This window comes from Cellulosimicrobium sp. GQ32 (assembly GCF_059758455.1).
The window spans coordinates 1-22187 of record NZ_JCAXEP010000018.1 but is presented as its reverse complement, the minus strand read 5'-3'; the positions used below and the strand labels follow the sequence as shown (position 1 = coordinate 22187).

General features: G+C 72.9%; 21 protein-coding genes. 14 read left to right on the top strand and 7 right to left on the bottom strand.

Annotated elements, in window-relative coordinates; genetic code table 11:
* Positions 1–45 precede the first annotated feature (45 nt).
* Positions 46–1551, top strand: coding sequence for a leucyl aminopeptidase (locus AC6CH9_RS20155; RefSeq protein ID WP_498156490.1), 1506 nt, complete (start codon positions 46–48; stop codon positions 1549–1551).
* A gap of 92 nt (positions 1552–1643) precedes the next feature.
* Here the strand turns inward: AC6CH9_RS20155 and AC6CH9_RS20150 are convergent, their stop codons facing one another.
* The gene (locus AC6CH9_RS20150) at positions 1644–1997 is read right to left on the bottom strand and encodes an oxidoreductase (protein ID WP_231581925.1); all 354 of its coding nucleotides are present in this window, start codon (positions 1995–1997) and stop codon (positions 1644–1646) included.
* 223 nt (positions 1998–2220) lie between these two features.
* On the opposite strand from AC6CH9_RS20150, the gene lpdA reads away from it, so the two are divergent.
* The 3 genes from lpdA (at position 2221) to AC6CH9_RS20135 (ending at position 6485) form a co-directional block, all read left to right on the top strand.
* Entirely contained in the window at positions 2221–3603 is a 1383-nt protein-coding gene (lpdA, locus tag AC6CH9_RS20145; RefSeq protein WP_498156489.1) for a dihydrolipoyl dehydrogenase, read from the top strand.
* 30 nt (positions 3604–3633) lie between these two features.
* A complete protein-coding gene (sucB, locus tag AC6CH9_RS20140) occupies positions 3634–5442 on the top strand; it encodes a 2-oxoglutarate dehydrogenase, E2 component, dihydrolipoamide succinyltransferase (RefSeq protein ID WP_498156488.1) in 1809 nt (602 codons plus the stop codon).
* A gap of 149 nt (positions 5443–5591) precedes the next feature.
* A complete protein-coding gene (locus AC6CH9_RS20135) occupies positions 5592–6485 on the top strand; it encodes a TIGR01777 family oxidoreductase (protein ID WP_498156487.1) in 894 nt (297 codons plus the stop codon).
* Positions 6486–6541: 56 nt separating this feature from the next.
* Here AC6CH9_RS20135 and AC6CH9_RS20130 read toward each other — a convergent pair whose 3' ends face one another.
* Together AC6CH9_RS20130 and AC6CH9_RS20125 are read right to left on the bottom strand one after the other, a co-directional pair.
* On the bottom strand, positions 6542–7981 hold the full coding sequence (locus tag AC6CH9_RS20130) for a serine/threonine-protein kinase (protein ID WP_498156486.1): 1440 nt from the start codon (positions 7979–7981) through the stop codon (positions 6542–6544).
* Between the two features lie 194 nt (positions 7982–8175).
* Positions 8176–9216, bottom strand: a complete 1041-nt coding sequence (locus tag AC6CH9_RS20125; RefSeq protein ID WP_498156485.1) for a Gfo/Idh/MocA family protein — start codon at positions 9214–9216, stop codon at positions 8176–8178.
* Between the two features lie 163 nt (positions 9217–9379).
* Here AC6CH9_RS20125 and AC6CH9_RS20120 point away from each other — a divergent pair, with 163 nt between their 5' ends.
* A complete protein-coding gene (locus AC6CH9_RS20120; RefSeq protein ID WP_498156484.1) occupies positions 9380–10093 on the top strand; it encodes an HNH endonuclease family protein in 714 nt (237 codons plus the stop codon).
* On the opposite strand, the gene AC6CH9_RS20115 is transcribed toward AC6CH9_RS20120, so the two are convergent.
* Positions 10006–12393 (bottom strand): MMPL family transporter, encoded by a 2388-nt coding sequence (locus AC6CH9_RS20115; RefSeq protein WP_498156483.1) that lies wholly within the window; start codon positions 12391–12393, stop codon positions 10006–10008. The two genes, AC6CH9_RS20120 and AC6CH9_RS20115, sit on opposite strands and share 88 nt — an antisense overlap.
* Positions 12394–12431: 38 nt before the next feature.
* On the opposite strand from AC6CH9_RS20115, the gene AC6CH9_RS20110 reads away from it, so the two are divergent.
* The 5 genes from AC6CH9_RS20110 to AC6CH9_RS20090 all read left to right on the top strand — a co-directional run bounded on the left by AC6CH9_RS20110 (position 12432) and on the right by AC6CH9_RS20090 (position 16934).
* A complete protein-coding gene (locus AC6CH9_RS20110) occupies positions 12432–12935 on the top strand; it encodes a MarR family winged helix-turn-helix transcriptional regulator (RefSeq protein WP_498156482.1) in 504 nt (167 codons plus the stop codon).
* A 9-nt stretch (positions 12936–12944) separates the two neighbouring features.
* On the top strand, positions 12945–13631 hold the full coding sequence (gene lipB, locus AC6CH9_RS20105) for a lipoyl(octanoyl) transferase LipB (protein WP_498156481.1): 687 nt from the start codon (positions 12945–12947) through the stop codon (positions 13629–13631).
* 83 nt (positions 13632–13714) lie between these two features.
* Positions 13715–15061 (top strand): MFS transporter, encoded by a 1347-nt coding sequence (locus AC6CH9_RS20100; RefSeq protein WP_498156480.1) that lies wholly within the window; start codon positions 13715–13717, stop codon positions 15059–15061.
* 108 nt (positions 15062–15169) lie between these two features.
* Positions 15170–16180, top strand: a complete 1011-nt coding sequence (gene lipA, locus AC6CH9_RS20095; protein WP_168731714.1) for a lipoyl synthase — start codon at positions 15170–15172, stop codon at positions 16178–16180.
* A 10-nt stretch (positions 16181–16190) separates the two neighbouring features.
* Positions 16191–16934, top strand: a complete 744-nt coding sequence (locus AC6CH9_RS20090) for a DUF4191 domain-containing protein (protein WP_047233940.1) — start codon at positions 16191–16193, stop codon at positions 16932–16934.
* 126 nt (positions 16935–17060) lie between these two features.
* On the opposite strand, the gene AC6CH9_RS20085 is transcribed toward AC6CH9_RS20090, so the two are convergent.
* Entirely contained in the window at positions 17061–17537 is a 477-nt protein-coding gene (locus tag AC6CH9_RS20085) for an RDD family protein (protein WP_498156479.1), read from the bottom strand.
* Positions 17538–17798: 261 nt separating this feature from the next.
* On the opposite strand from AC6CH9_RS20085, the gene glnA reads away from it, so the two are divergent.
* On the top strand, positions 17799–19223 hold the full coding sequence (gene glnA, locus AC6CH9_RS20080) for a type I glutamate--ammonia ligase (RefSeq protein ID WP_047233942.1): 1425 nt from the start codon (positions 17799–17801) through the stop codon (positions 19221–19223).
* Between the two features lie 30 nt (positions 19224–19253).
* Here glnA and AC6CH9_RS20075 read toward each other — a convergent pair whose 3' ends face one another.
* Positions 19254–20330 carry a tyrosine-type recombinase/integrase gene (locus AC6CH9_RS20075; protein WP_498156478.1) on the bottom strand — a complete coding sequence of 359 codons (1077 nt, stop codon included), beginning with the start codon at positions 20328–20330 and terminating at the stop codon, positions 19254–19256.
* Positions 20308–20967: a helix-turn-helix transcriptional regulator gene (locus AC6CH9_RS20070; protein ID WP_498156477.1), complete on the bottom strand. Its 660-nt coding sequence runs from the start codon at positions 20965–20967 to the stop codon at positions 20308–20310. Before AC6CH9_RS20070 ends, AC6CH9_RS20075 begins: the two co-directional genes overlap by 23 nt.
* 119 nt (positions 20968–21086) lie before the next feature.
* On the opposite strand from AC6CH9_RS20070, the gene AC6CH9_RS20065 reads away from it, so the two are divergent.
* From AC6CH9_RS20065 to AC6CH9_RS20055, 3 genes are all read left to right on the top strand, one after another.
* Positions 21087–21281 carry a helix-turn-helix domain-containing protein gene (locus AC6CH9_RS20065; RefSeq protein ID WP_498156476.1) on the top strand — a complete coding sequence of 65 codons (195 nt, stop codon included), beginning with the start codon at positions 21087–21089 and terminating at the stop codon, positions 21279–21281.
* A complete protein-coding gene (locus tag AC6CH9_RS20060) occupies positions 21281–21652 on the top strand; it encodes a hypothetical protein (protein ID WP_498156475.1) in 372 nt (123 codons plus the stop codon). Before AC6CH9_RS20065 ends, AC6CH9_RS20060 begins: the two co-directional genes overlap by 1 nt.
* Positions 21653–21683: 31 nt before the next feature.
* Positions 21684–22187, top strand: a 504-nt coding sequence (locus AC6CH9_RS20055; protein WP_498156474.1) for a hypothetical protein, incomplete at its 3' end; no start/stop codon positions are given.

The window sequence follows — 22187 nt, the reverse complement described above, 5'->3', positions numbered from 1 at the left end:
CCCGAGCGGGGGCAGTGGCCGCGCCCTCGGAGATAGCATCGCGGGGTGGCTGAACTGACCGTCTCCAGCAAGAATCCCGCCGGTGCCAAGGTCGACGCGCTCGTCGTCGGCACCCACACGACGTCCGACGGCGTCGCGATCGTCGGGGGCGACCTGCCCCGCCCGGTGGTCGCCGCCCTCGAGGACCTCGCACCCGCGCTCGGCATCACGGGCGCGGCCGACGAGGTCCGCAAGGTGCCCGCCGGGCCCGAGCTCAAGGCCGACGTGCTCGTCCTCGTGGGCCTCGGCGCGCGGCGCGCCGACGGCACCTTCAGCGCCGAGGCGCTGCGCCGCGCCGCCGGTGCTGCGCTGCGCGGGCTCGCCGGCACGGCGTCGGTCGCCGTCGCGCTCCCCGTCGAGGACGAGGCCGAGCTCGGCGCGGTCGCCGAGGGCGCGCTGCTCGGCGCGTACGCGTTCGCGCGCTACCGCACGGGCGAGGCCGCGTCGTCGGCCGCGAGCCGCCCGCCCGCGTCCGTCGAGATCCTCGCCGGGAGCGCACGCAGCTCCGCGTCCAAGGCGGCCGTCGAGCGGGCCAAGGTCGTCGCGGCCGCGGTCAACGCGACGCGCGACCTCGTCAACGCGGCGCCCAACGACCTCTTCCCGGCCGCGTTCGCCGACGTCGCAAAGCAGGCCGTCAAGGACTCCGGCGCCAAGGGCCTCAAGGTCACGGTGCTCGACGACAAGGCGCTCGTCGCGGGCGGCTACGGCGGTCTGGTCGGCGTGGGCCAGGGCTCGGCGCGCGGTCCGCGCCTCGTCAAGATCGCCTACACGCCGTCGCGCCCCGCCGCGAAGGTCGCGCTCGTCGGCAAGGGCATCACGTTCGACTCGGGCGGCATCTCGATCAAGCCCGCCAAGGGCATGGAGGCGATGAAGTCCGACATGGCCGGCGCCGCCGCCGCGCTCCAGACGGTCGTCGCCGCCGCTCGCCTCGGGCTGCCCGTGGCCGTGACGGGCTGGCTGTGCCTCGCGGAGAACATGCCGTCGGGCACCGCGCAGCGCCCGTCGGACGTCATCACGATCCGCGGCGGCAAGACCGTCGAGGTGCTCAACACCGACGCCGAGGGCCGTCTGGTCATGGCCGACGGCCTCGTCGCAGCAGTCGAGGAGAAGCCCGACGTCGTGCTCGACGTCGCGACGCTCACCGGTGCCCAGATGGTCGCGCTCGGCAACCGCGTCTCCGCCGTGATGGGCGCCGACGACGTGCGCGCCGAGGTCGTCGCGGCGGCCGACGCCGCGGGCGAGCAGTTCTGGCCGATGCCGCTGCCCGAGGAGCTGGGCGCGTCGCTGAAGTCGAAGGTCGCGGACCTCGCGAACATCGGCGACCGGTTCGGCGGCATGCTCGTCGCGGGCCTGTTCCTCCAGGAGTTCGTCGGGGAGACCCCGTGGGCGCACCTCGACATCGCGGGCCCGGCGTTCAACGAGGGCTCCGCGCACGGGTACACGCCGGTCGGCGGCACGGGCGTCGCCGTCCGCACGCTGCTCAGCCTGGTCGAGGGCCGCGCCCGCCGCTGACCCGACCTCGCCGAGCAGGTGGTCGTGGCCTTCCGGGTGACCAGACGGACCACGACCACCTGCTCGACCCGGCAGATCGCCTGGGCGACCGGTCAGGAGCTCCGGCGTTGCCGCTGACGCGAGTTCCAGTCCCGCATGCGCTGCGGGTAGCCGGTGAAGCGGACGTTGTAGACGGGCACGCCCAGCGAGCCGGCGACGTCGAACGCCGTCTTCTCGTCAGGCACGCGGCGTCGCGTCCACTCCCCCGTCGTCGCGATGAGCAGGAGCGTCGCCCCGGTGTCCTGCGTGGGCGGCTCGACGTACGCCTCGACCCCGACGCGCGTGCGCACGAAGTCCTGGAGGTGGGCGAGCGTCGCGCGGCGGGCGTCCGACGGCGCGGCGGAGCCGCCGGTCGCGGACGGGGTCGTCGCGGGGCGGCGCGAGAACAGGCTGGACAGCTTGGGCAGCCGGGGCACAGCGGCAGGGTACAGCGTGACCCTGGTCATACGGTGGGCCCGCTGTCTCCAGCGTCACAGCCGCGAGGCCCTGGTTCGATTGGGGAGCCTGTGCCCGAGGTGCCAAGATGGCACCCGGAGAACGTTCACGCACCGTGGGCCAGCGGTTCTCGTCCGGCCCGTCGACGTGCCGTGGACGTCCGCCCTCGCTCTCCCCTCGCTGAAGGAGTCGCACGTGGCCGAACCCGGCACACCATTCGACGTCGTCGTCCTGGGCGGAGGCAGCGCCGGCTACGCCACCGCGCTGCGCGCCGCCCAGCTCGGCCTCTCCGTCGCGCTCGTCGAGTCCGGCAAGCTCGGAGGTACCTGCCTGCACAACGGGTGCATCCCCACCAAGGCCCTGCTCCACGCGGCCGAGCTCGCCGACGGCGCCCGCGAGGGCGCGAAGTTCGGCGTCCGCAGCACGTTCGACGGCATCGACATGGCGGGCGTCAACGGCTACAAGGACGGCGTCGTCGCCGGGCTCTACAAGGGCCTCCAGGGGCTCGTCTCCTCGCGCGGCATCACGTTCGTCGAGGGGCACGGCCGGCTCGTCTCGCAGGACACCGTCGAGGTCGACGGCACCCGGTACACCGGCCGCCACGTCGTGCTCGCGACCGGCTCGTACGCCCGCTCGCTGCCCGGTCTCGAGATCGCCGGCCGCGTCATCACCTCCGACCAGGCGCTGCGGCTCGACCGCGTCCCGAAGTCGGTCGTCGTGCTCGGCGGCGGCGTCATCGGCGTCGAGTTCGCGAGCGTGTGGAAGTCGTTCGGCGCCGACGTCCAGATCGTCGAGGCGCTGCCCCACCTCGTGCCCAACGAGGACGAGGCGCTGTCGAAGGCGCTCGAGCGCGCCTTCCGCAAGCGGGGCATCGCGTTCTCGCTCGGCGACCGGTTTGCCGGCGTCAAGGAGACCGACTCCGGGGTCACCGTGACCCTCGAGTCCGGCAAGACGTTCGAGGCCGAGCTGCTGCTCGTCGCCGTCGGGCGCGGCCCGCGCACCGCGGACCTCGGGTTCGAGGCGCAGGGCATCACGCTCGACCGCGGGTTCGTGATCGTCGACGAGCGCCTGCACACGGGCGTCGGGAACATCTGGGCCGCGGGCGACATCGTGCCCGGCCTCCAGCTCGCGCACCGCGGGTTCGCGCAGGGCATCTTCCTCGCGGAGCAGATCGCCGGGCTCGACCCGACGCCGATCGTCGAGTCGTCCATCCCCCGGGTCACGTACTGCGAGCCCGAGGTCGCGTCCGTCGGCGTCACGGAGGCCGCGGCGATCGAGACGTGGGGCGCCGACCAGGTCGAGTCCCTCGAGTACAACCTCGCCGGCAACGGCAAGAGCAAGATCCTCGCGACGAGCGGCTTCGTCAAGCTCGTGCGCCGCAAGGACGGGCCCGTCGTCGGCGTGCACATGATCGGCGCGCGCGTCGGCGAGCTCGTCGGCGAGGGCCAGCTCATCGTGGGCTGGGAGGCGTACCCGGAGGACGTCGCCGCCCTGGTCCACGCCCACCCCACCCAGAACGAGGCACTCGGAGAGGCGCACCTGGCCCTGGCCGGCAAGCCTCTGCACGCCCACAACTGACCCCAACGATCGAAGGAGACCAGGCAGGTCATGTCTGAGAACGTGCAGATGCCGGCCCTCGGCGAGTCCGTCACCGAAGGCACCGTCACCCGTTGGCTCAAGTCGGTCGGCGACACCGTCGCCGTCGACGAGCCGCTGCTCGAGGTCTCGACCGACAAGGTCGACACCGAGATCCCCTCGCCCGTCGCGGGCGTGCTCGAGCAGATCCTCGTCCAGGAGGACGAGACCGTGGAGGTCGGTACCGACCTCGCCGTGATCGGCGACGGCTCCGGCGGCGGCGACGCCGCGCCCGCCCCCGCGGCGGCCGAGGAGCCCGCGCCCCAGGCCGCGCCGGAGCCCGAGCCGGCGCAGCCCGCCGCGCAGGAGGCCCCCGCCGAGCCCGCGCCCGCCCAGCAGGCCGCGCCGGCGCCGCAGTCCTCCGGGGACGGCGAGGAGATCAAGCTCCCCGCGCTCGGCGAGTCCGTCACCGAGGGCACCGTGACCCGGTGGCTCAAGTCGGTCGGCGACACCGTCGAGGTCGACGAGCCGCTGCTCGAGGTCTCGACCGACAAGGTCGACACCGAGGTCCCCTCCCCCGTGGCCGGCACCGTCCAGCAGATCCTCGTCCAGGAGGACGAGACGGTCGAGGTCGGCACCGTGCTCGCGATCGTCGGTTCGGGCGCCGCCCCGGCCGCGGCCCCCGCGGCCCCGGCCGAGCAGCCCGCGCAGGAGGCACCGAAGCAGGAGTCCGCTCCCGCCGAGGCGCCGACCGAGGCGCGCACACCCGCGAGCGAGGCGGACGTCCCGGCCCAGGCAGCGCAGGAGGAGACGCCCGCCCCCGCGACGAGCGCTCCCGCTGCCGCCGAGAAGCCGGCCGCGCCGTCTGCTCCCGGTGCGACCCCGGCCCCGGCCGCCAAGGCGGGCGGCACGTACCTCACGCCGCTCGTGCGCAAGCTCGCCGCGGACAAGGGCGTCGACCTGTCGACCCTCTCGGGGACCGGCGTCGGTGGCCGTATCCGCAAGGAGGACGTCCTCGAGGCCGCCCGCAAGGCCGAGGAGGCCAAGGCCGCCCCGGTAGCCGCTCCCGCGGCGCCCGCAGCCGGTGGCGCCCCGAAGAAGGCTTCCGTCCCGGCGGTCTCGCCGCTGCGCGGCACGACCGAGAAGACGAGCCGCCTGCGCAAGCTCGTGGCGAGCCGCATGGTCGAGGCGCTGACCACCCAGGCCCAGCTCACGACCGCGGTCGAGGTCGACGTCACGCGCGTCGCCGCGCTGCGCAACCGTGCGAAGGCCGACTTCAAGGCGCGCGAGGGTGCCAACCTCACGTTCCTGCCGTTCTTCACGCTCGCCGCGGTCGAGGCGCTCAAGGCCTACCCGAAGATCAACGCGACCTTCGCCGAGGACGAGATCACCTACCACGGCCAGGAGAACGTCGGCATCGCGGTCGACACCGAGCGCGGCCTCGTCGTCCCGGTGATCAAGGACGCGGGCGACCTCAACCTCGCCGGCATCGCGCGAAAGATCGCCGACCTCGGCTCGCGCACGCGCGCCAACAAGGTCGGGCCGGACGAGCTCGCGGGCGGGACGTTCACGATCACCAACACCGGCTCGGGCGGCGCCGTCTTCGACACGCCGATCGTCCCGGTCGGCCAGGTGGCGATCCTCGGCACGGGGACCATCACCAAGCGCGCGGTGGTCGTGACGGACGCGGACGGGAACGACACGATCGGCATCCGCTCGACGTGCTTCATCTTCCTGTCCTACGACCACCGCCTGGTCGACGGTGCGGACGCCGCGCGGTTCCTCACGGCGATCAAGAACCGCATCGAGGAGGGCGCGTTCGAGGCCGAGGTCGGCCTCTGACACGCTGCTTCCCCCGAGGCACCGCCGGGAGGTCTCGACCGTCATGGTCGGGGCCTCTCGGCGTTCTCGTGGCCGGACCCTGCGTCGGTCCGCAGAGAAGATCCGCTCCACGGGTGCGCAGGGCCGTCGCGGCCCCGTAGCGTGGCCCCATGGACATCGTCGTGGCGGGCTCGCACGGATTCATCGGTGCGGAGCTGCTCGAACGGCTGCGCGAGGACGGCCACCACGTGCGCCGGCTCGTCCGTCGTGCCCCGCAGACCTCCGACGAGCACGAGTGGGACCCCGATGCAGGCACCCTGGACCCCCGCGTGCTCGAGGGCGCCGACGCCGTCGTGAACCTCGCCGGCGCAGGGATCGGCGACCACCGCTGGACCACGGAGTACAAGCGCACCCTGGTCACGTCCCGGACCCGGACCACCGGCCTCCTGGCCCGGACCATCGCCGCTCTCGACGCGCCGCCGCCCGTCTGGGTCCAGGGCTCCGCCATCGGCTACTACGGCGACCGGGGCGCGCAGGTGCTCACCGAGACGTCGGCGTCGGGCGACGGGTTCCTCGCCCGGCTCGTGCGCGAGTGGGAGGCCGCGACGGCGCCCGCCGAGCAGGCGGGCGTCCGCGTCGTGCACGCCCGGACGGGCATCGTGCTGTCCTCCGAGGGCGGCGCCCTCGGCAGGCTGCTGCCCCTGCTGCGGCTCGGCATCGGTGGACGTCTTGGCCCCGGTACCCAGTACTGGAGCTGGATCACGCTGCGCGACGAGGTCGACGCGCTGCGCCACCTGCTCACCGCCCCCGTGCACGGCCCGGTCAACCTCTGCGCCCCGCACCCGGCGACGAACGCGGAGATCACGCGCGCGCTCGCGCGAGAGCTCCACCGCCCGGCCGCGCTGGCGGTCCCGTCCGTCGCGCTGCGCGTCGTGCTCGGCGAGCTCGCGTCGGACATCCTCGGCTCGCAGCGCGCCCTCCCGAGCGTGCTCGAGGCGAGCGGGTTCCGCTTCTCCGACCCCCTCCTCGCCGACGCCGCGCGACGGGTCGCGGAGCGCCGCTGACTCCCTGCTCCGACGGCCCTTCCGGGCCGGGCAGGCCGAGCCGGCGACGGTACGCGTCACCGCACCTCGGCGACGCGCCACCTGTCGTCGGTCCAGCGGAGCACGAGCACGACGGTGGTCCGCGGGGTCGCGGGCACGTGCAGCTCGCCGTCGTCCGTGCGCTGCCGATGCCCGCTGACGGCGTAGTCCACCTCGACGACCGCGTCGGTGGGCACCGCCCCCGCCGGCGCGGGTGACCAGTCCCCGCCGAGCCGCGCGTCGAAGACCTCCGCCCGGGCGTCGAGCACGTCCACGCCGTCGAGCGCGTCGAGCACCGCGACGTCGCGCGCCTCCGCCGACGAGCCCGCCACCACCACCGACGACAGGTCTCCCGCGCCCTCGGTGAGCAGCGCGAGCCGGAGCGCGGTGAGCGCGCGAGCGGCGCCGACCGGGTCGTCGGGGTCGAGCACGGCCTTCGCGTCCGGCTCGACCGTGGTGGTCGCCGCGCTCGGCGCCGGCTCGTCGGCGAGGGGCGTCGTCGTGCGGGAGGGGCCGAGGAGGACCAGCAGCACCACGAGCACCGCGCACCCGACGAGGATCCCCCCGCTCGTGGCGACCGCTCGGAGGGTCCGCCGCCGTCGGGCCCGAGCACCCCGACCGCCGGCCCTGGTCCGGCCACGCACGCTGCGACCGCCGGCGGTCGACCCCCCGACGCCGGGTCGCACGGTCCGCCGACCACCGAACGCGCCCGCCACGAGACGCGCGGCGTCGGGCATCACGACCGGACGCGGCTCCACGGCGTCGTAGCAGCGCGCGGCGAAGGTCCCCGCGGCCGGGCGCGCGGAGGGCTCGTCGCGCAGCGCGACCGCGAGCTCGGCGTGGAGCGCGGCGAGATCACGCGCCTCCTCCGGGTCGGTGGTCACCTGGTAGGACGGGTGGCTCGACGCCGGAGGTGGCACGAGGTCGAGCACGAGCCGGGCGAGGTCACGCACGTCGTCCGCGGCTGTCCCCCGCGCGGGCGCCAGGGCCGGGCGCAGGACCGCCCTCCCGCTCGGCGTGACGACCACCGACGACGCGTCGAGGCTCCCGTGCACGCGCCCGTCCCGATGGAGCCGAGCCAGGCCCTGTGCGACCGGGACCAGCACCGTGACCGCCTCGGCGGCCCGGAACGGTTCCCGGGCCGCTGTGAGCTCGTCGAGCCGCAGGCCCTCCACGTGGTCGGTGAGGACCACGAGCGACGACTCCCCCGCCTCGACGACATCACGCACCGCCACGAGGTGCTCATGGTCCTCGGAGAGCGCGTGCAGGTGCTCGACCAGCGCGGCACGGAGCGCCGGTCCCTCCGGCACGTCCAGCCGCGCGACCTCGCACACGGACCCGGCGTCGTCGTGCGCCACCACGCCCCCGGGTGCCCCGGGCTCCCGCCGGACCGACCACCCCGCGGCGCCCAGCACCGGCACCAGGTCCGCGACGGTCTCCACAGGCGGTCGCGGCTGGCGCGACGTCGACGACGGCATGACTCATCTCAGCGCACGGAGAACCCCGACGCGCCGTTGTCCACAGGCCGGATCGCGGTCCGCCCACCGAGGGAGGACCCAGGTCGGCCGAGGCGGGACCGTGGTCCGTCGGACGCCGTCGCGCACAGGAACCACGGTTCTACCTCGCGCGGCCACGGTTCTGTCTCGGCCGAGCAGGGCTCTCCCGAGCGCCGTCAGACGTCGAGGAGGCGACCCTCGCGGGCGCTGCGGCGGGCGGCGTCGAGGACCTCGGCGGTGCGGACGGCGTCGTGCGGGTCGACGGGGACGGGGCCCCCGTCGAGGATCCAGGCCGCGACGGCACGGTAGAAGTCGGCGTGACCGCCCGGGGCCTGCGCGACGGGCTCGCGCTCGCGCCCGCGCGTGACCCAGCCGAGCGTGCCCTCGGGCGCGGCGTCGTCGAAGACCTCGAACGGCGAGGCGTCGTTCTCGAACGTCGTGACGACGAACGCGCCGGCCGTGCCGAGCACGCGCGTGCGGGGCCCCGGGGCGCCGACGACGGAGCCGGCCCAGAGGCGGCTCACGACCGCGTTCCCGTCGGCGTCGGGCTCGTGGTGGAGCACGAGGAACACGTCGTCCTCGGTCGGGGTGGTGTGCGAGCGCAGCTCGGCCCACACGCCCGTGACGCGCCCGAAGAGCTGGGTCGCGGAGTCGACGAGGTGCGGCCCGAGGTCGAGCAGGAGGCCGCCTCCGACGAGGTCGTTCTCCTTCCAGCGCTGCTGGGGCACGGGGCGCCACCGCTCCCACCGGCGCTCGAACGTGTGGATGCGACCGATCTCGCCGCGCTCGAGCACGGAGCGCAGCGTGAGCTGCTCGGGGTCCCAACGGCGGTTCTGGAAGACGGTGAGGGGCGCACCCGCTGCCTCGGCCGCGTCCACGACGGCGCGGGACGCCGCGGCGCCGAGCGCGAGCGGCTTGTCGACGACGACCGGCACGCCGGCCCGGGCGAGCGCGGTGGCGTGGTCGGCGTGCAGGGCGGACGGGCTCGCGACGACCACGACGTCGTAGGCCGTCCGGTCGGCGAGGAGCGCGTCGAGGTCGTCGTGCAGGTGCACGTCGGGCCAGTCCTCGGCCGCGGCGGCGCGGCGCTCGGGCGACCGGACGACGACCGCCGTGACGACGTGCCCGGCCTCGCGGACGAGGCGCGCGTGGATGCCGCGACCCGCTCCTCCGTACCCGACGATCCCGACCCTGAGCGTGCGCGCGGCGGTGTCCATGCCGACCAATCTAGCCGTGCCGCCGGCCGGTACCGACGGGGCCCTGCGGAGTGGTCCGAGCACTCTTCGCAACCTGGCAGAATGTGCGCGTTGGTCCGGTATGGAGCGCTGCGTACCGTCTCGCGCGGGTCGGGCCGAGAATCGGTTTCGGGAAGGTCGTCCCTTGAGCACCACGAGCCGTCGCGTCCCTCGTCGGAGCGTCCTGCGCTACGTCCTGATCGCGCTGGCGATCGCCATCGTGGTCGCGAACGTCATCAACCAGCAGTCGGTCGCCGCCGACGACGAGCCTGACCCCGCCCCGGGCAGCGCGCTCGAGGCGCTGGCGCGGCTCGAGGTCAAGGGTCCCGGCCCGGACACGGGCTACGAGCGGGAGCTCTTCGGTCCCGCGTGGGCGGACGTCGACGGCAACGGGTGCGACACCCGCAACGACATCCTCGCCCGCGACCTCACCGACCTCACCTTCTCGACGCGGGGCGAGGTCTGCGAGGTGCGGACGGGCACGTTCCAGGACCCGTACACCGGCGAGACCATCGACTTCCGCCGCGGCAACGCGACGAGCATGGCCGTCCAGATCGACCACGTGGTCCCGCTGATGGACGCGTGGCGCAAGGGGGCGCGAGCCTGGGACGACGAGACGCGCCGGCAGTTCGCCAACGACCCGCTCAACCTGCTCGCGTCCGACGGCCCCGCGAACCAGTCCAAGGGCGCGCGCGACGCGTCGGCGTGGCTGCCCCCGAACCACGCGTTCCGCTGCCCGTACGTGGCGCGGCAGATCGCGGTGAAGACGGTCTACGAGCTCTCTGTGACGCCGTCGGAGTCCGAGGCGATGGCGCGCGTGCTCGAGGACTGCCCGGCCGAGCCCGTCCCCGCAGGCTGACCCGAGCCCGTCCCCGCAGGCTGACCCTGCTCCCGGGGCCCCCGGTCGGTGCGCCCGAGCGCGCTCGGCCACCAGGCCCGGCGGCCGACGTCGTGCACGAGCGCGGGTACGAGCAGCGACCGCACGACGAGCGTGTCGACGAGGACGCCGAACGCGACGATGAACGCGAGCTGGGCGAGGAACAGGAGCGGGATGATGCCGAGCGCGGCGAACGTCGTCGCGAGGACGACGCCCGCGGACGTGATGACCGACCCGGTGACCGCGAGACCGCGCAGCACTCCGCGCCGCGTCCCGACACGCAGGCTCTCCTCCCGCACGCGCGTCATGAGGAAGATCGAGTAGTCGACCCCGAGCGCGACGAGGAAGCAGAACGCGTAGAGGGGGACGGCCGGGTCGGCGCCCGGGAAGTCGAGCACGTGGTTGAAGACGATCGCGGCGACGCCGAGCGCGGCGCCGAACGACAGCACGTTGGCGAGCATGAGCAGGACCGGCGCGACGATCGACCGCAGCAGCAGGACGAGGATGAGCAGGATCACGGCGAGGACGACCGGCACGATGATCCGCAGGTCGCGCTGGCCCGCGAGCTGGGTGTCGAGGCGCTCGGCAGCCGCGCCGCCGACGACGGCCTCGGGCGAGACGTCGTGCACGGCGTCGCGGAGCGCCGAGACCGTCTCGACGGCCTCCTGGCTGTCGGACGGCGCGTCCGTGGTGACGTCGACGCGCACCTGCCCGTCGACCACGACCGGGTCGCCCTGCGCGGGCGCGCCGGGGGCGACGGCGGGCTGGTCCGTGACGGGGGTCGCCGCGGCGACGCCCTCCGTGCCCTCGGCCGCCGCGACGACCGCGTCGAGGTCCGCCTCCGGGGCGACGACGATCGCGGGCTGGGCGGAGACCCCCTCGAAGTGCTCGGTGAGCGCCTCCTCGCCGGCGACGGAGTCGACGTCCGCGAGGAACACCTCCGAGTCGCCGGTGCCCTCGGCGTCGAGCGTCGGGACGAACGCCGCGCACGCGGCGAGCACGAGCGCCGTGACGACCCACACGCGCCGGTCGTGCCGTCCCACGAAGCTCGCGACGCGCGACCACACGCCGTGCCCCTCGACACTCACCGCGTCGTCGCTCTCGGGGGTCTGCGCGTCCGCCGCGCCGCCCTCGTGCTCCGCGTGCGTGCCCTCGTACCGGGGCATGCGCGGCCAGAACAGCGCGCGCGACCGCTGACCCGCGACGAGCAGGAGCGCGGGGAGGAGGGTGAGCGCGGCGACGAACGCCGCGGCGATGCCGATCGCAGCGACGGGACCCAGGCTGCGGTTCGACGACAGGTCGGAGAGCAGGAGGCACAGCAGGCCCGCGATCACCGTCCCGGCGCTCGCCGCGATCGGCTCGACGGACGCGCGCACGGCGCGGCGCAGCGCCGTCGTGGTCGAGCGGACGAGGCGCAGCTCCTCCCGGTACCGCGCGACGACGAGCAACGAGTAGTCGACGGCGGCGCCGACGACGAGGATCGAGAGGATGCCCTGCGACTGCCCGTTGAGCGTGAGGATGTCGGCCGCGGCGAGGTGGTAGACGACGAGGCCCGCCAGCGTGAGCGCGAGCACGGCCGTGAGGATGACGAGGAACGGCAGGATCGGCGACCGGTAGACGATCGCGAGGATCACGAGCACGGCGCCGAGCGCGACGAGCAGGAGCACGGTGTCGATCCCGCCGAACGCGGTGACGAGGTCGGCCACGAACCCGGCCGGCCCCGTGACCCAGACGTCGAGCGAGGTGCCCGCGAGCCCGCCCTCGGACGCGTCCGCGGCGGCGAGGTCGCGCAGCGCGCCGACCGCGAGCTCGCTCACGCTGTCCTCGTCGGCGCCGATCCGGTCGGACGCCACGGAGGCGTCCAGCGAGACGACGACGAGCGCCGCCTCTCCGTCCTCGGACGGCACGACGACGGGGTCGGCGACGGAGACGTCGCCCACGGTCGCGGGCTCGTCGCCCGACGTGCCCTCGAGCGGCGCACCTGGCACGGCCTGCGCGTAGGCGTCGAGCGCGGCGAGGTCGTCGGGCGTCAGAGCGCTGCCGTCGCCCGTGGTCGCGACGACGAGCGCGGGCAGCGTCTCGGAGTCGGTGAACTCCTGCGCGACCTCGGCGGCGCGCGTCGACTCGGCGCTCGCGGGGAGGAACGCCGCGGCGTCGTTGGTCTGCACGCTGCTCAGTTGACCCTGCGCCTGGCCGCCCAGTGCGCCGATCGCCATCCACAGACCGATGACTGCGACAATGATCAGTCCGCGGAGGAACCCGCCCGTCCGATTGCTCAGCATGCTGAGGAATGGTGCCATGGTGGAGGGAGGAATGCACGTTGGAGCACTCACCGAGGGACCGCACCGGGCCGTTCGCCGACCCGGACGTCGGCGACCCCACCCCTACAGATCCCGAGGAGTGGGCCACCGGCCGCCTCCTGTTCGCCGTCGCGCGCCGGATCGAGCGGGAGTGGAACGCCCACCTCGGGAAGTGGGACCTCAACCATGCGGGCTTCCCCGTGCTCATGCACCTGCTCGCCGGCCCGCGCTCGCAGCGCGTGCTCGCCGAGGAGTCGGGCGTGACCGAGCAGACGATGAGCCGGGTCGTGGCGAGGCTCGAGCGCTCCGGGTACGTGACGCGCACGGACGACCCCGCCGACCGGCGCCGCCGTGCCGTCGCGATCACCGCGGCCGGGCGCGACGCCGGGCTCGCCGCGGCGCGTCGCCGGCCCGCCGAGGACCTCGCGACGCGCGGGCTCGACGACGCGCAGGTCGTCGCGCTGCGCGAGGCCCTGCTCGCGCTCCTCAAGACGCTCCCCCGCTCACCCCAGGAGGAGGGTTAGCCTGGGCCGATGGACCTGCTCGCGCTGCCGGGGATCACGGAGTACCACGAGGCCTGGGACCTCCAGCGCGCGGTGCACGACGACGTCGTCGCGACCACCCGCCCGGACACCCTGATCCTCGTCGAGCACCCCTCCGTCTATACCGCCGGCCGCCGCACGCGCCGTGACGAGCGGCCCGACGACGGCACGCCCGTCGTGGACGTCGACCGCGGTGGCAAGATCACGTGGCACGGCCCGGGCCAGCAGGTCGCCTACCCGATCGTGCGGCTCGCCGAGCCGGTCGACGTCGTCGCGTACGTGCGCGCGCTCGAGGAGGCCGTCATGGGCGTGTGCGCGCAGCTCGGCCTCGTGACGATGCGCGTCGAGGGGCGCAGCGGAGTGTGGGTCGCGGCCGACGAGACCCGCCGCGAGCGCAAGGTCTGCGCGATCGGCGTTCGCGTCGCCAAGGGCGTGACGATGCACGGGCTCGCCCTCAACTGCGTCCCCGACCTCTCCCGCTTCGACCGGATCGTCCCCTGCGGCATCGAGGACGCCGACGTGACGTCGCTCACCGCCGAGCTCGGGCGCGAGGTCACGCTCGCCGAGGTCGCGCCGCTGCTCGTCGCCGCGCTGGAGGAATCGCTCGCGCCGCTGCTCGCCGCGACCGCGTCGGGCACCGCCCACCTCGCCGTCCCGCAGGACGCGCTCGCGGGCTAGGCTGGGTACTCCAGGGAATCCTCGCGCGCCGGAGTACGGGTGGGTCGGCGCGCGGTAGGACGTACCCCGAGGACCTGGACCGCATGACCACCACCCCCGCGCGCCCGACGTCGCGCGCCCGCACCACCTCACCTCTCCCTGCGCCACCCCGCCCCGGCGCGCCGACACGCAGCGGCTACGCCCGCCTGCCCCAGCTCGCGGGCCGAGCGTTCCTCCCCGTGGCGTTCCTCGCCCGGCTCCCCTTCTCGATGCTCACCATCGGGACCCTGCTCCTCGTGTCGTCGACGACGGGGTCCGTCGCGCTCGGCGGGCTCGCCTCGGCGGCGACCGCGCTGGGCACGGCGCTCGGCGGCCCGACCCAGGGCGCGCTCGCCGACCGCGTCGGTCAGCGCCCGGTCCTGCTCGTCGCCGTCCCCGTCGCGACGCTCGCCGTGCTCGGCCTCGTGCTCGCCGCCTCCGCGCCCGGCGCGACGGCGGCGGTCCTGGCCGCCGCGGCGGTGACGGGAGCGAGCGCACCGCAGGTCGGTCCGCTCGCGCGCGTGCGCTGGCTCCGGCTCGCCGCCGACGAGCCGCGCACCGTCGAGGCCGCGATGAGCTACGAGAGCACCGCCGACGAGGTGAGCTTCGTGCTCGGGCCCGCGCTCGTCGGGGTGCTCGCCTCGGCCGGCTCGCCCCAGGTGGCGGTCCTCGTCGCGGCGGGAGGCATCGCCGTCTTCGGCACCGCGTTCGCCCTCCACCCGACGGCGCGCGCGACCCTCCACGCCTCCGCCACCTCGTCCGACACGGGAACGGGCACGACGAGCGCGGCCACGGGCGACGGCGGGACGCTCGCGCTCGTGCGGCGCGAGGCCGTCGTGCTCGTCGGCATGCTCGCGATGGGCCTGCTCTTCGGCGGGACCCAGGCCGCGCTCACCGCACTGACCCGCGACGCGGGCGTGCCCGGGAGCGCGGGCCTCGTCTACGCCGTGATGGGCGTGGGCTCGGCCGTCACTGCCCTGTCGGTCGTCGCGCTCCCCCGTCGCTGGGGCCTGCGCAGCCGGTGGATCACGTTCGCCACCGGGCTCGTGGCGGGCACGCTCAGCCTTGTCCTCGCCGCCGCGAGCGGCTCGCTGACGGCGGTCGTCGTCGCGGTCGCCGCGACCGGACTGTTCGTCGGGCCCGTCATGGTCACGGTGTTCACCGTCGCCGGCGAGCGCGCGCCCGCCGGGAGGACGGCGTCGGCCATGACGCTCGTGGCGAGCGCGAACGTCGTCGGCGTCGCGATGGGCGCGTCGGGGGGCGGCGCGCTCGCCGACGCCGTCTCGACGACGACCGCCTTCTCGCTGCCCGTCGTCGCGGCGGTCCTGCTCGTCGTGACCGGGGTGTCGTTGACGTCACGTCCACAGGGTGAGCAACGCGCGGGAGACGACGAGCGCGAGCGCGTAGTCTGACCGGAGTCCGGCGTCGTACCAGGGCACGCGCACCCGAACGGTGCGCCGCCCACCTGCCTGCTCGGCGCGACGTCGGCACTCACTCGCCACGACGACCGGGAGACACCCGTGACGATCGCACCTGAAGGACGGCGCATGCTGCGGGTCGAGGCCCGCAACGCCGCGACGCCGATCGAGAAGAAGCCCGAGTGGATCAAGACCCGCGCGACCATGGGCCCGGAGTACTCCGAGCTCAAGGGGCTCGTGAAGCGCGAAGGTCTCCACACGGTCTGTGAGGAGGCGGGCTGTCCCAACATCTTCGAGTGCTGGGAGGACCGCGAGGCGACGTTCCTCATCGGCGGCGACCAGTGCACGCGGCGGTGCGACTTCTGCCAGATCGACACGGGCAAGCCGGCCGACTTCGACGCCGACGAGCCGCGTCGCGTCGCGGAGTCCGTCCAGGCGATGGGCCTGCGCTACTCGACGATCACAGGCGTCGCGCGTGACGACCTGCCCGACGGCGGCGCGTGGCTCTACGCGGAGACCGTCCGCCAGATCCACCAGCTCAACCCGGGCACGGGCGTCGAGCTGCTCATCCCCGACTTCAACGCGATCCCCGAGCTGCTCGACGAGGTGAACGCGTCGCGCCCCGAGGTGCTCGCGCACAACCTCGAGACCGTGCCGCGCATCTTCAAGCAGATCCGTCCCGGCTTCCGCTACGAGCGCTCGCTGTCCGTGCTCACGCGGGCGCGCGAGGCCGGCCTGGTGACCAAGTCGAACATCATCCTCGGCATGGGCGAGACGATCGACGAGGCCAAGGACGCGCTCCAGGACCTGCACGACGCCGGCTGCGACCTCGTGACGATCACCCAGTACCTGCGCCCGTCGCTGCGCCACCACCCGGTGGACCGGTGGGTCAAGCCCGAGGAGTTCGTCGAGCTGTCGGACGCCGCGGAGGAGATCGGCTTCCTCGGCGTCATGTCCGGCCCGCTCGTGCGGTCGTCGTACCGCGCGGGACGCCTGTGGGGCCAGGCCATGACGCGCCGCGGCATGGAGATCCCCGCGGCGCTCGCGCACCTCGCCGAGCCGACGACGTCCCGCCAGGAGGCCGCGAGCCTGCTGGCCCGCTCGCCCCACTAGACTGACCCGCATGGCCCGCAAGAACTCGGACAGCACCGGCGCGCCCGCCGCCGGCGAGCAGGTCGCGAAGCAGAAGAAGCCCAAGAAGCAGCGCTGGTACCACCAGGTGTGGGCCGCGTACCAGATGACGCGCAAGCAGGACCCCGCGGTCACGTGGGTCATGCTCGGCGTGTTCGTCGGCATCCTCGCCGTCGCTCTGGGCATCGGCCTGTGGTGGGGCCAGTGGGTCTACACGCTCATCGTCGGTATCCCGTTCGCCGCGCTGGGCGCGATGTTCGTCCTCACGCGCCGCGCCGAGCGCGCGGCGTACCAGCAGATCGAGGGTCAGCCCGGCGCGGCGCGCGCTGCGCTCGGGACGATCCGCCGAGGCTGGACGTTCGACGAGGAGCCCGTCGCGATCGACCCGCGCACGCAGGACCTCGTGTTCCGCGGCGTCGGCCGGGCCGGCGTCGTCCTCGTGAGCGAGGGCCCGGCGCACCGCGCGAAGCGTCAGCTCGACGCCGAGCGCAAGCGCGTCGCGCGCGTGCTGCCGAACGTGCCGATCACGACGATCCAGGTCGGCGACGAGGAGGGGCAGGTCGCGCTCCCCAAGCTCCCGCGCGCCGTCCAGAAGCTCAAGCCGTCGCTCACCAAGCCGGAGACGGCCGAGGTGTCCAAGCGACTGCGCGCCCTGGGAGTCTCGCGCCTGCCGATCCCCAAGGGCATCGACCCGACGCGTGCGCGCCCGGACCGCAAGGGCCTCAAGGGTCGCTGACCGACCCTCTCCTGCTGCACGACGACGCCCGGCCGGGCGAGGATCGCTCCTCACCGGCCGGGCGTCGTCGTCCGGAGGACTCTGCGGCGGGACGCTGGTCGCGGACCAGCCGTGGTCGGACCAGCGTCAGGTGCGGACCAGGACGGTGCCGGCCGCACGGTCGTGGAGCCCGCGCCCGTCGGCGTCCCACACCACCGCGGGGATGACGAGGCACAGCAGCACCGTGCGCAGCACGCCGCGGCCGATGCCGACCATGCGTGCGGGCTCGGCCAGTCGACGGACCCGCATTCCCATGACGCGGTGCCCGACCGTGAAGCCCAGCGTGCTGACCAGCAGGACGTTCTCGATCGCGAAGACCAGCGGCTGCGACCAGACCGGCAGAGCCGAGATGCCCTCGAAGAAGCCCGGCACGGCGGGCCGGAAGAAGAGGAACGCGACGAGCGTCGCGAGCACCCAGTCGATGACGAGCGCGACGACGCGCCGCCCCAGGGTCGCGAGCGAACCCGGTCCGTCCGGCGGTAGCCCGAGCCGCGCGCCGCGACCGTCCTGCTGACCGCCCGGGGTGCCCTCGAGCCACGAACCCATGTCCTCGCGTGAAACCACGGGACCAGGGTACGTGCCGGTCGGTGGACGGCCTCGACGGTTCGGGGGCGCACGGCGGTATCGTGCCGAACGGCACACCGCCCGCCGGCGGCTGCCGCGTGCCCTCGTGTAGCACGAACGTCACACGGGGACGCGGGACGTAACACGACCGAAACAATGGGTACACGGCGGGGAAACCGCCTCGGCCTAGGTTCGTGGGCGCCACGTCAGCGGCAGGTTCGCCGCGCAGCCCGACGGCACCACCCGATCAAGGAGCAACGGATGTTCAACAACGCGGAGGAGGCAATCGCCTTCACGCGGAACGAGGGCGTCGAGTTCGTCGACGTCCGGTTCTGCGACCTGCCCGGCATCATGCAGCACTTCAACATCCCCGTCTCGCAGTTCGACGAGAAGGCGTTCGAGGACGGCCTGATGTTCGACGGGTCGTCGATCCGCGGCTTCCAGGCGATCCACGAGTCGGACATGAAGCTCGTGCCGGACGTCAAGACCGCGTTCGTGGACCCGTTCCGCAAGCGCAAGACGCTGGTCGTGAACTTCTCGATCGTCGACCCGTTCACGGGTGAGCCGTACTCGCGCGACCCCCGCAACATCGCGGCCAAGGCCGAGGCGTACCTGCGCTCCACCGGCATCGCCGACACCGCGTTCTTCGCGCCCGAGGCCGAGTTCTACCTCTTCGACGAGGCGCGCTTCGCGACGAACCAGCACTCGAGCTTCTACTACCTCGACTCGATCGAGGCCGCGTGGAACACGGGCCGCGAGGAGGAGGGTGGCAACCTCGCGTACAAGACGCGCTACAAGGGCGGCTACTTCCCCGTCTCCCCGTCCGACCGCTTCGCGGACCTGCGCGACGACATGTGCGCGACGCTGGAGCAGGTGGGCCTCGAGGTCGAGCGCGCGCACCACGAGGTGGGCACCGCGGGCCAGCAGGAGATCAACTACCGCTTCAACACGCTGCTGCACGCGGCCGACGACCTGATGAAGTTCAAGTACGTCATCCGCAACGAGGCGTTCGAGGCCGGCAAGTCCGTCACGTTCATGCCGAAGCCGATCTTCGGCGACAACGGCTCGGGCATGCACTCCCACCAGTCCCTCTGGAAGGACGGCAAGCCGCTGTTCTTCGACGAGAAGGGCTACGGCGGTCTCTCCGACCTCGCGCGCTGGTACATCGGCGGCCTGCTCAAGCACGCCCCGTCGCTCCTCGCGTTCACGAACCCGTCGGTGAACTCCTACCACCGCCTGGTCCCGGGCTACGAGGCCCCGGTCAACCTGGTCTACTCGGCCCGCAACCGCTCCGCGTGCATCCGCATCCCGGTGACCGGCTCGTCCGCCGCCGCGAAGCGCGTCGAGTTCCGCGTGCCGGACCCGTCGGCCAACCCGTACCTCGCGTTCGCCGCGCAGCTCCTCGCCGGCATCGACGGCATCAAGAACCGCATCGAGCCGCCGGAGCCGATCGACAAGGACCTGTACGAGCTGCCGCCCGAGGAGCACGCGCAGATCCAGCAGGTCCCCGGCTCGCTCGCCGAGGCGCTGGACAACCTCGAGGCCGACCACGAGTTCCTCACGCAGGGCGACGTGTTCACGCCGGACCTCATCCAGACGTGGATCGACTACAAGCGCACCAACGAGATCGACCCGATCCGCCTGCGCCCGCACCCCCACGAGTTCGAGCTCTACTACGACATCTGATCGGCACTCTGCGTCTGACCTGCGCAGACGCTAGCCGGACGATGCTGCAGTCCGCAGAGAGTCCGCACGAGCCGCCAACACTGCACCAACGGCGGCTCGTGTGGACTCTTCTGTGTCCGGCCACAGGTGGGCGTAGGTGTCGAGCGTCGTCTTCGCGGACGCGTGCCGTAGCCGCGCCTGCACCACCTTTACGTCCGCACCCGCCGCGATGAGCAGCGACGCGTAGTAGTGCCGCAGGTCGTGGAACCGGAACACGGCCGGCAGCCCGGCCGCGACACGGGCGTCACGCACGGCACGAGTGAGCTGCCACGGACCGACCTGCTCCTGTAGCTCGGTGGTCAGGAACGTCCCGTCCGACGGATGCTCCTTGAGGTGCGACGCCAGCTCGAGGGCGAGCTCGCGTGCGATCGGTAGCGGGTTCTTCGACTCGTCCGTCTTGAGCGGCTCAGCTGGGTACTGGACCGTCGGCGAGATGACGCCGCGCATGAAGTCGATGTCGACGACTCGCAGCCCGCACACCTCCGCCGTCCGCAACCCCACGAACGCACCCAGGAGGACCGCCGGACGCAGCTCGACCGGCATCGCGTCGTGCAGCGCCCACACCTGCTCCGTCGACGCGATGAATGCCCGCTGCTTCCCCGCCGGCGGCGCCGTCCGCCGCGAGCACGGGTTCCGCGGGATCATCCCGTCGTGCACCGCGTCCGTGAGGATCTGAGATAGGCGGGCGTGCAGCGCGTACACGTAGGACTGAGCCGCTCCTCCGTCCTTCAACGACGCCACCCACGTCTTCACGTGCGACGCCCGCAGCCCTTGAAGCCGGTGGCCACCAAGCCCGGCCTTGATCTGCGCGATGTGCGTGCGCGCCTGCCTCACCGTCGAGGCCTTCTTCACGCTGTAACCCTCGAGCCAGGAATCGCACCACTCCCCCACGGTCACCTTCGCCTTCGACGGGTCCGTGTACGTGCCGGTCACGATCGACGCGGTGACCTCGTCGAGCCACCCCTGAGCGTCGGCCTTCCGGTCGAAGTGCCGCGCGTGCTCGCGACCGGCGGCGTCCCGGTACCGGGCCCGCCAGCGGCCGTTGTCACGCTTCTGGATGCTTGCCATCGGCGTCACCACCAGCATCCGAATCGTCCGCCGCCCCGTCGACGTACTTGTCGGCGCTCTCGCGGAATCGGGCGATCCGCTCCTCGACTCGATCGATCAATCCCCAGGATGGCCGGTTGTGCTCAAGGTGTCGCTCGTGATCGAGGTCCGCCTCGAGTTGCGAGAGCGCTTCTTCCAGCGCGGCTACCGGTGTCGCGTCGACGATGGCGCCGTAGATCCCAGCGGAACCCTCGTCGATCCTTCCGGACTGCAACGCTTGCTCGATCTCGAACTTGAGACCCTCGCGCCCGCCCTCGAAGCGCACCACCGCGTCTTTGATGTCCTCGTAGGCCTGCTGCACGTCCCTGTGTGACTGCTCCAACAGCCAGAGCGCCTCACCGCGGCCCCTAACCATCGAGTCAACGTGGCTGCCGAGGGCGCGGGCTATCGCGTACGCCTCCTCTAGCCGCACCGGCCGTTCGCCGGTCTCGATCTTCGCCACCGTGGATTGATGGAACGACAGACCCGCATCGCGGAGCGCCCGCGCGAGGTCAGTCTGGTTGATGCCCTGCACCTCCCGCAGGCGCTTCATCTCGCCTCTGAAGTGCTCCTCGGGTGTTGGCTGCGGGATGCGCCTCGTGGCTTCGTCTGCGTCCATAGGAACCAGCGTATCCCACAACGTTCAGCACGTGCCTTGCGTCTCGGGATTTGCCGTGTATTCTCGTTCATACGGCTACAGCGGCACATTCTGGGATTTCAAGGGAGGACCGATCGGCGATGAGCGACCTTGTGACAGTCGAGGAGGCTGCGGAGATCACGCGCCTCAGCCCGGCCACCGTTCGGTGGCTCATCAGCGTCGGCCGGTTCGCGCCGTCGGCGAAGCTCGGTCGGCGCCGGATGTTCCGTCGCGCGGAGCTCGAGGCGTGGATCTCGGCGCAGTTCGAGGCCGAGGCGCGAAAGGCGAGCGCGTGATGGCAACGCAGACCCGCACCAAGAAGAACGCCCCCGACGCCGGCCAGGGCGTCGAGGGCAACGTTCCAACCCCCATCAAGGAGAAGGACATGAACACCATCGTCCACGACACCACCGACACCGTCAACGCGCAGCCCTTTGGCGATGACCCGTTCATCGTCGCATACGTCCACGGTGACCTCGACCGCCGCCACGGGCGGGACCGACGGCGCGAGATCGCTGACCAACGAGCCGTCCTGGGCTACGCGCGCGGGTACGCCGACGCCGACGCCTTCATCGTCCGGGACCGCAAGGACGTGATGCGGTCGATCCAGCGGTCCGCACGGCGCCGAGTCGGCGAGCACGGCCGCCTGACGCAGGCGAGGGGCTGAACCTGCTCACGCGAGCGAAGGGAGGTGCGGAATGGGAGCGAGTCTGATCGCCGAGGCCATCGTCATCGGCAAGGATCTCTCGCACAGCGCGAAGCTCGTACTCATCCGCATGGCCCTCAGCGCGAAAGACAACGACTCCCAACCCGCCTACTGGGCGGGCTGGGAGCCCCTCGCGCTCACGCTGGGCTACGACCTCCCAGACCGGAACGATCCCGAAGCCGAGAAGCGGCGCCGGTCGATCCGCCGAAACGTCTCCCGCGCGGTCAAGGAGATCACCACAGCCGGCCTGATCCGAGTCCCAGACGGCCACCGAGCCCAGATCGGGACCCGCCAGCGGTATCTCCTGACCTTCTCAAAGAGGGTGACGTCTCCGACCACCCTCTCAGCGAAGGTGCTCGATGAGAGGGCGAATCCTGCGACCACCCTCTTGGGTGACGTCTCTGACCACCCGGGAGGGTGGTCAGAGAGTTCCCAGAGGGTGACTTCCTTGACCACCCCTAGGAGTAGTGAGGACGAGTACTCAGGAGCTAGGGCG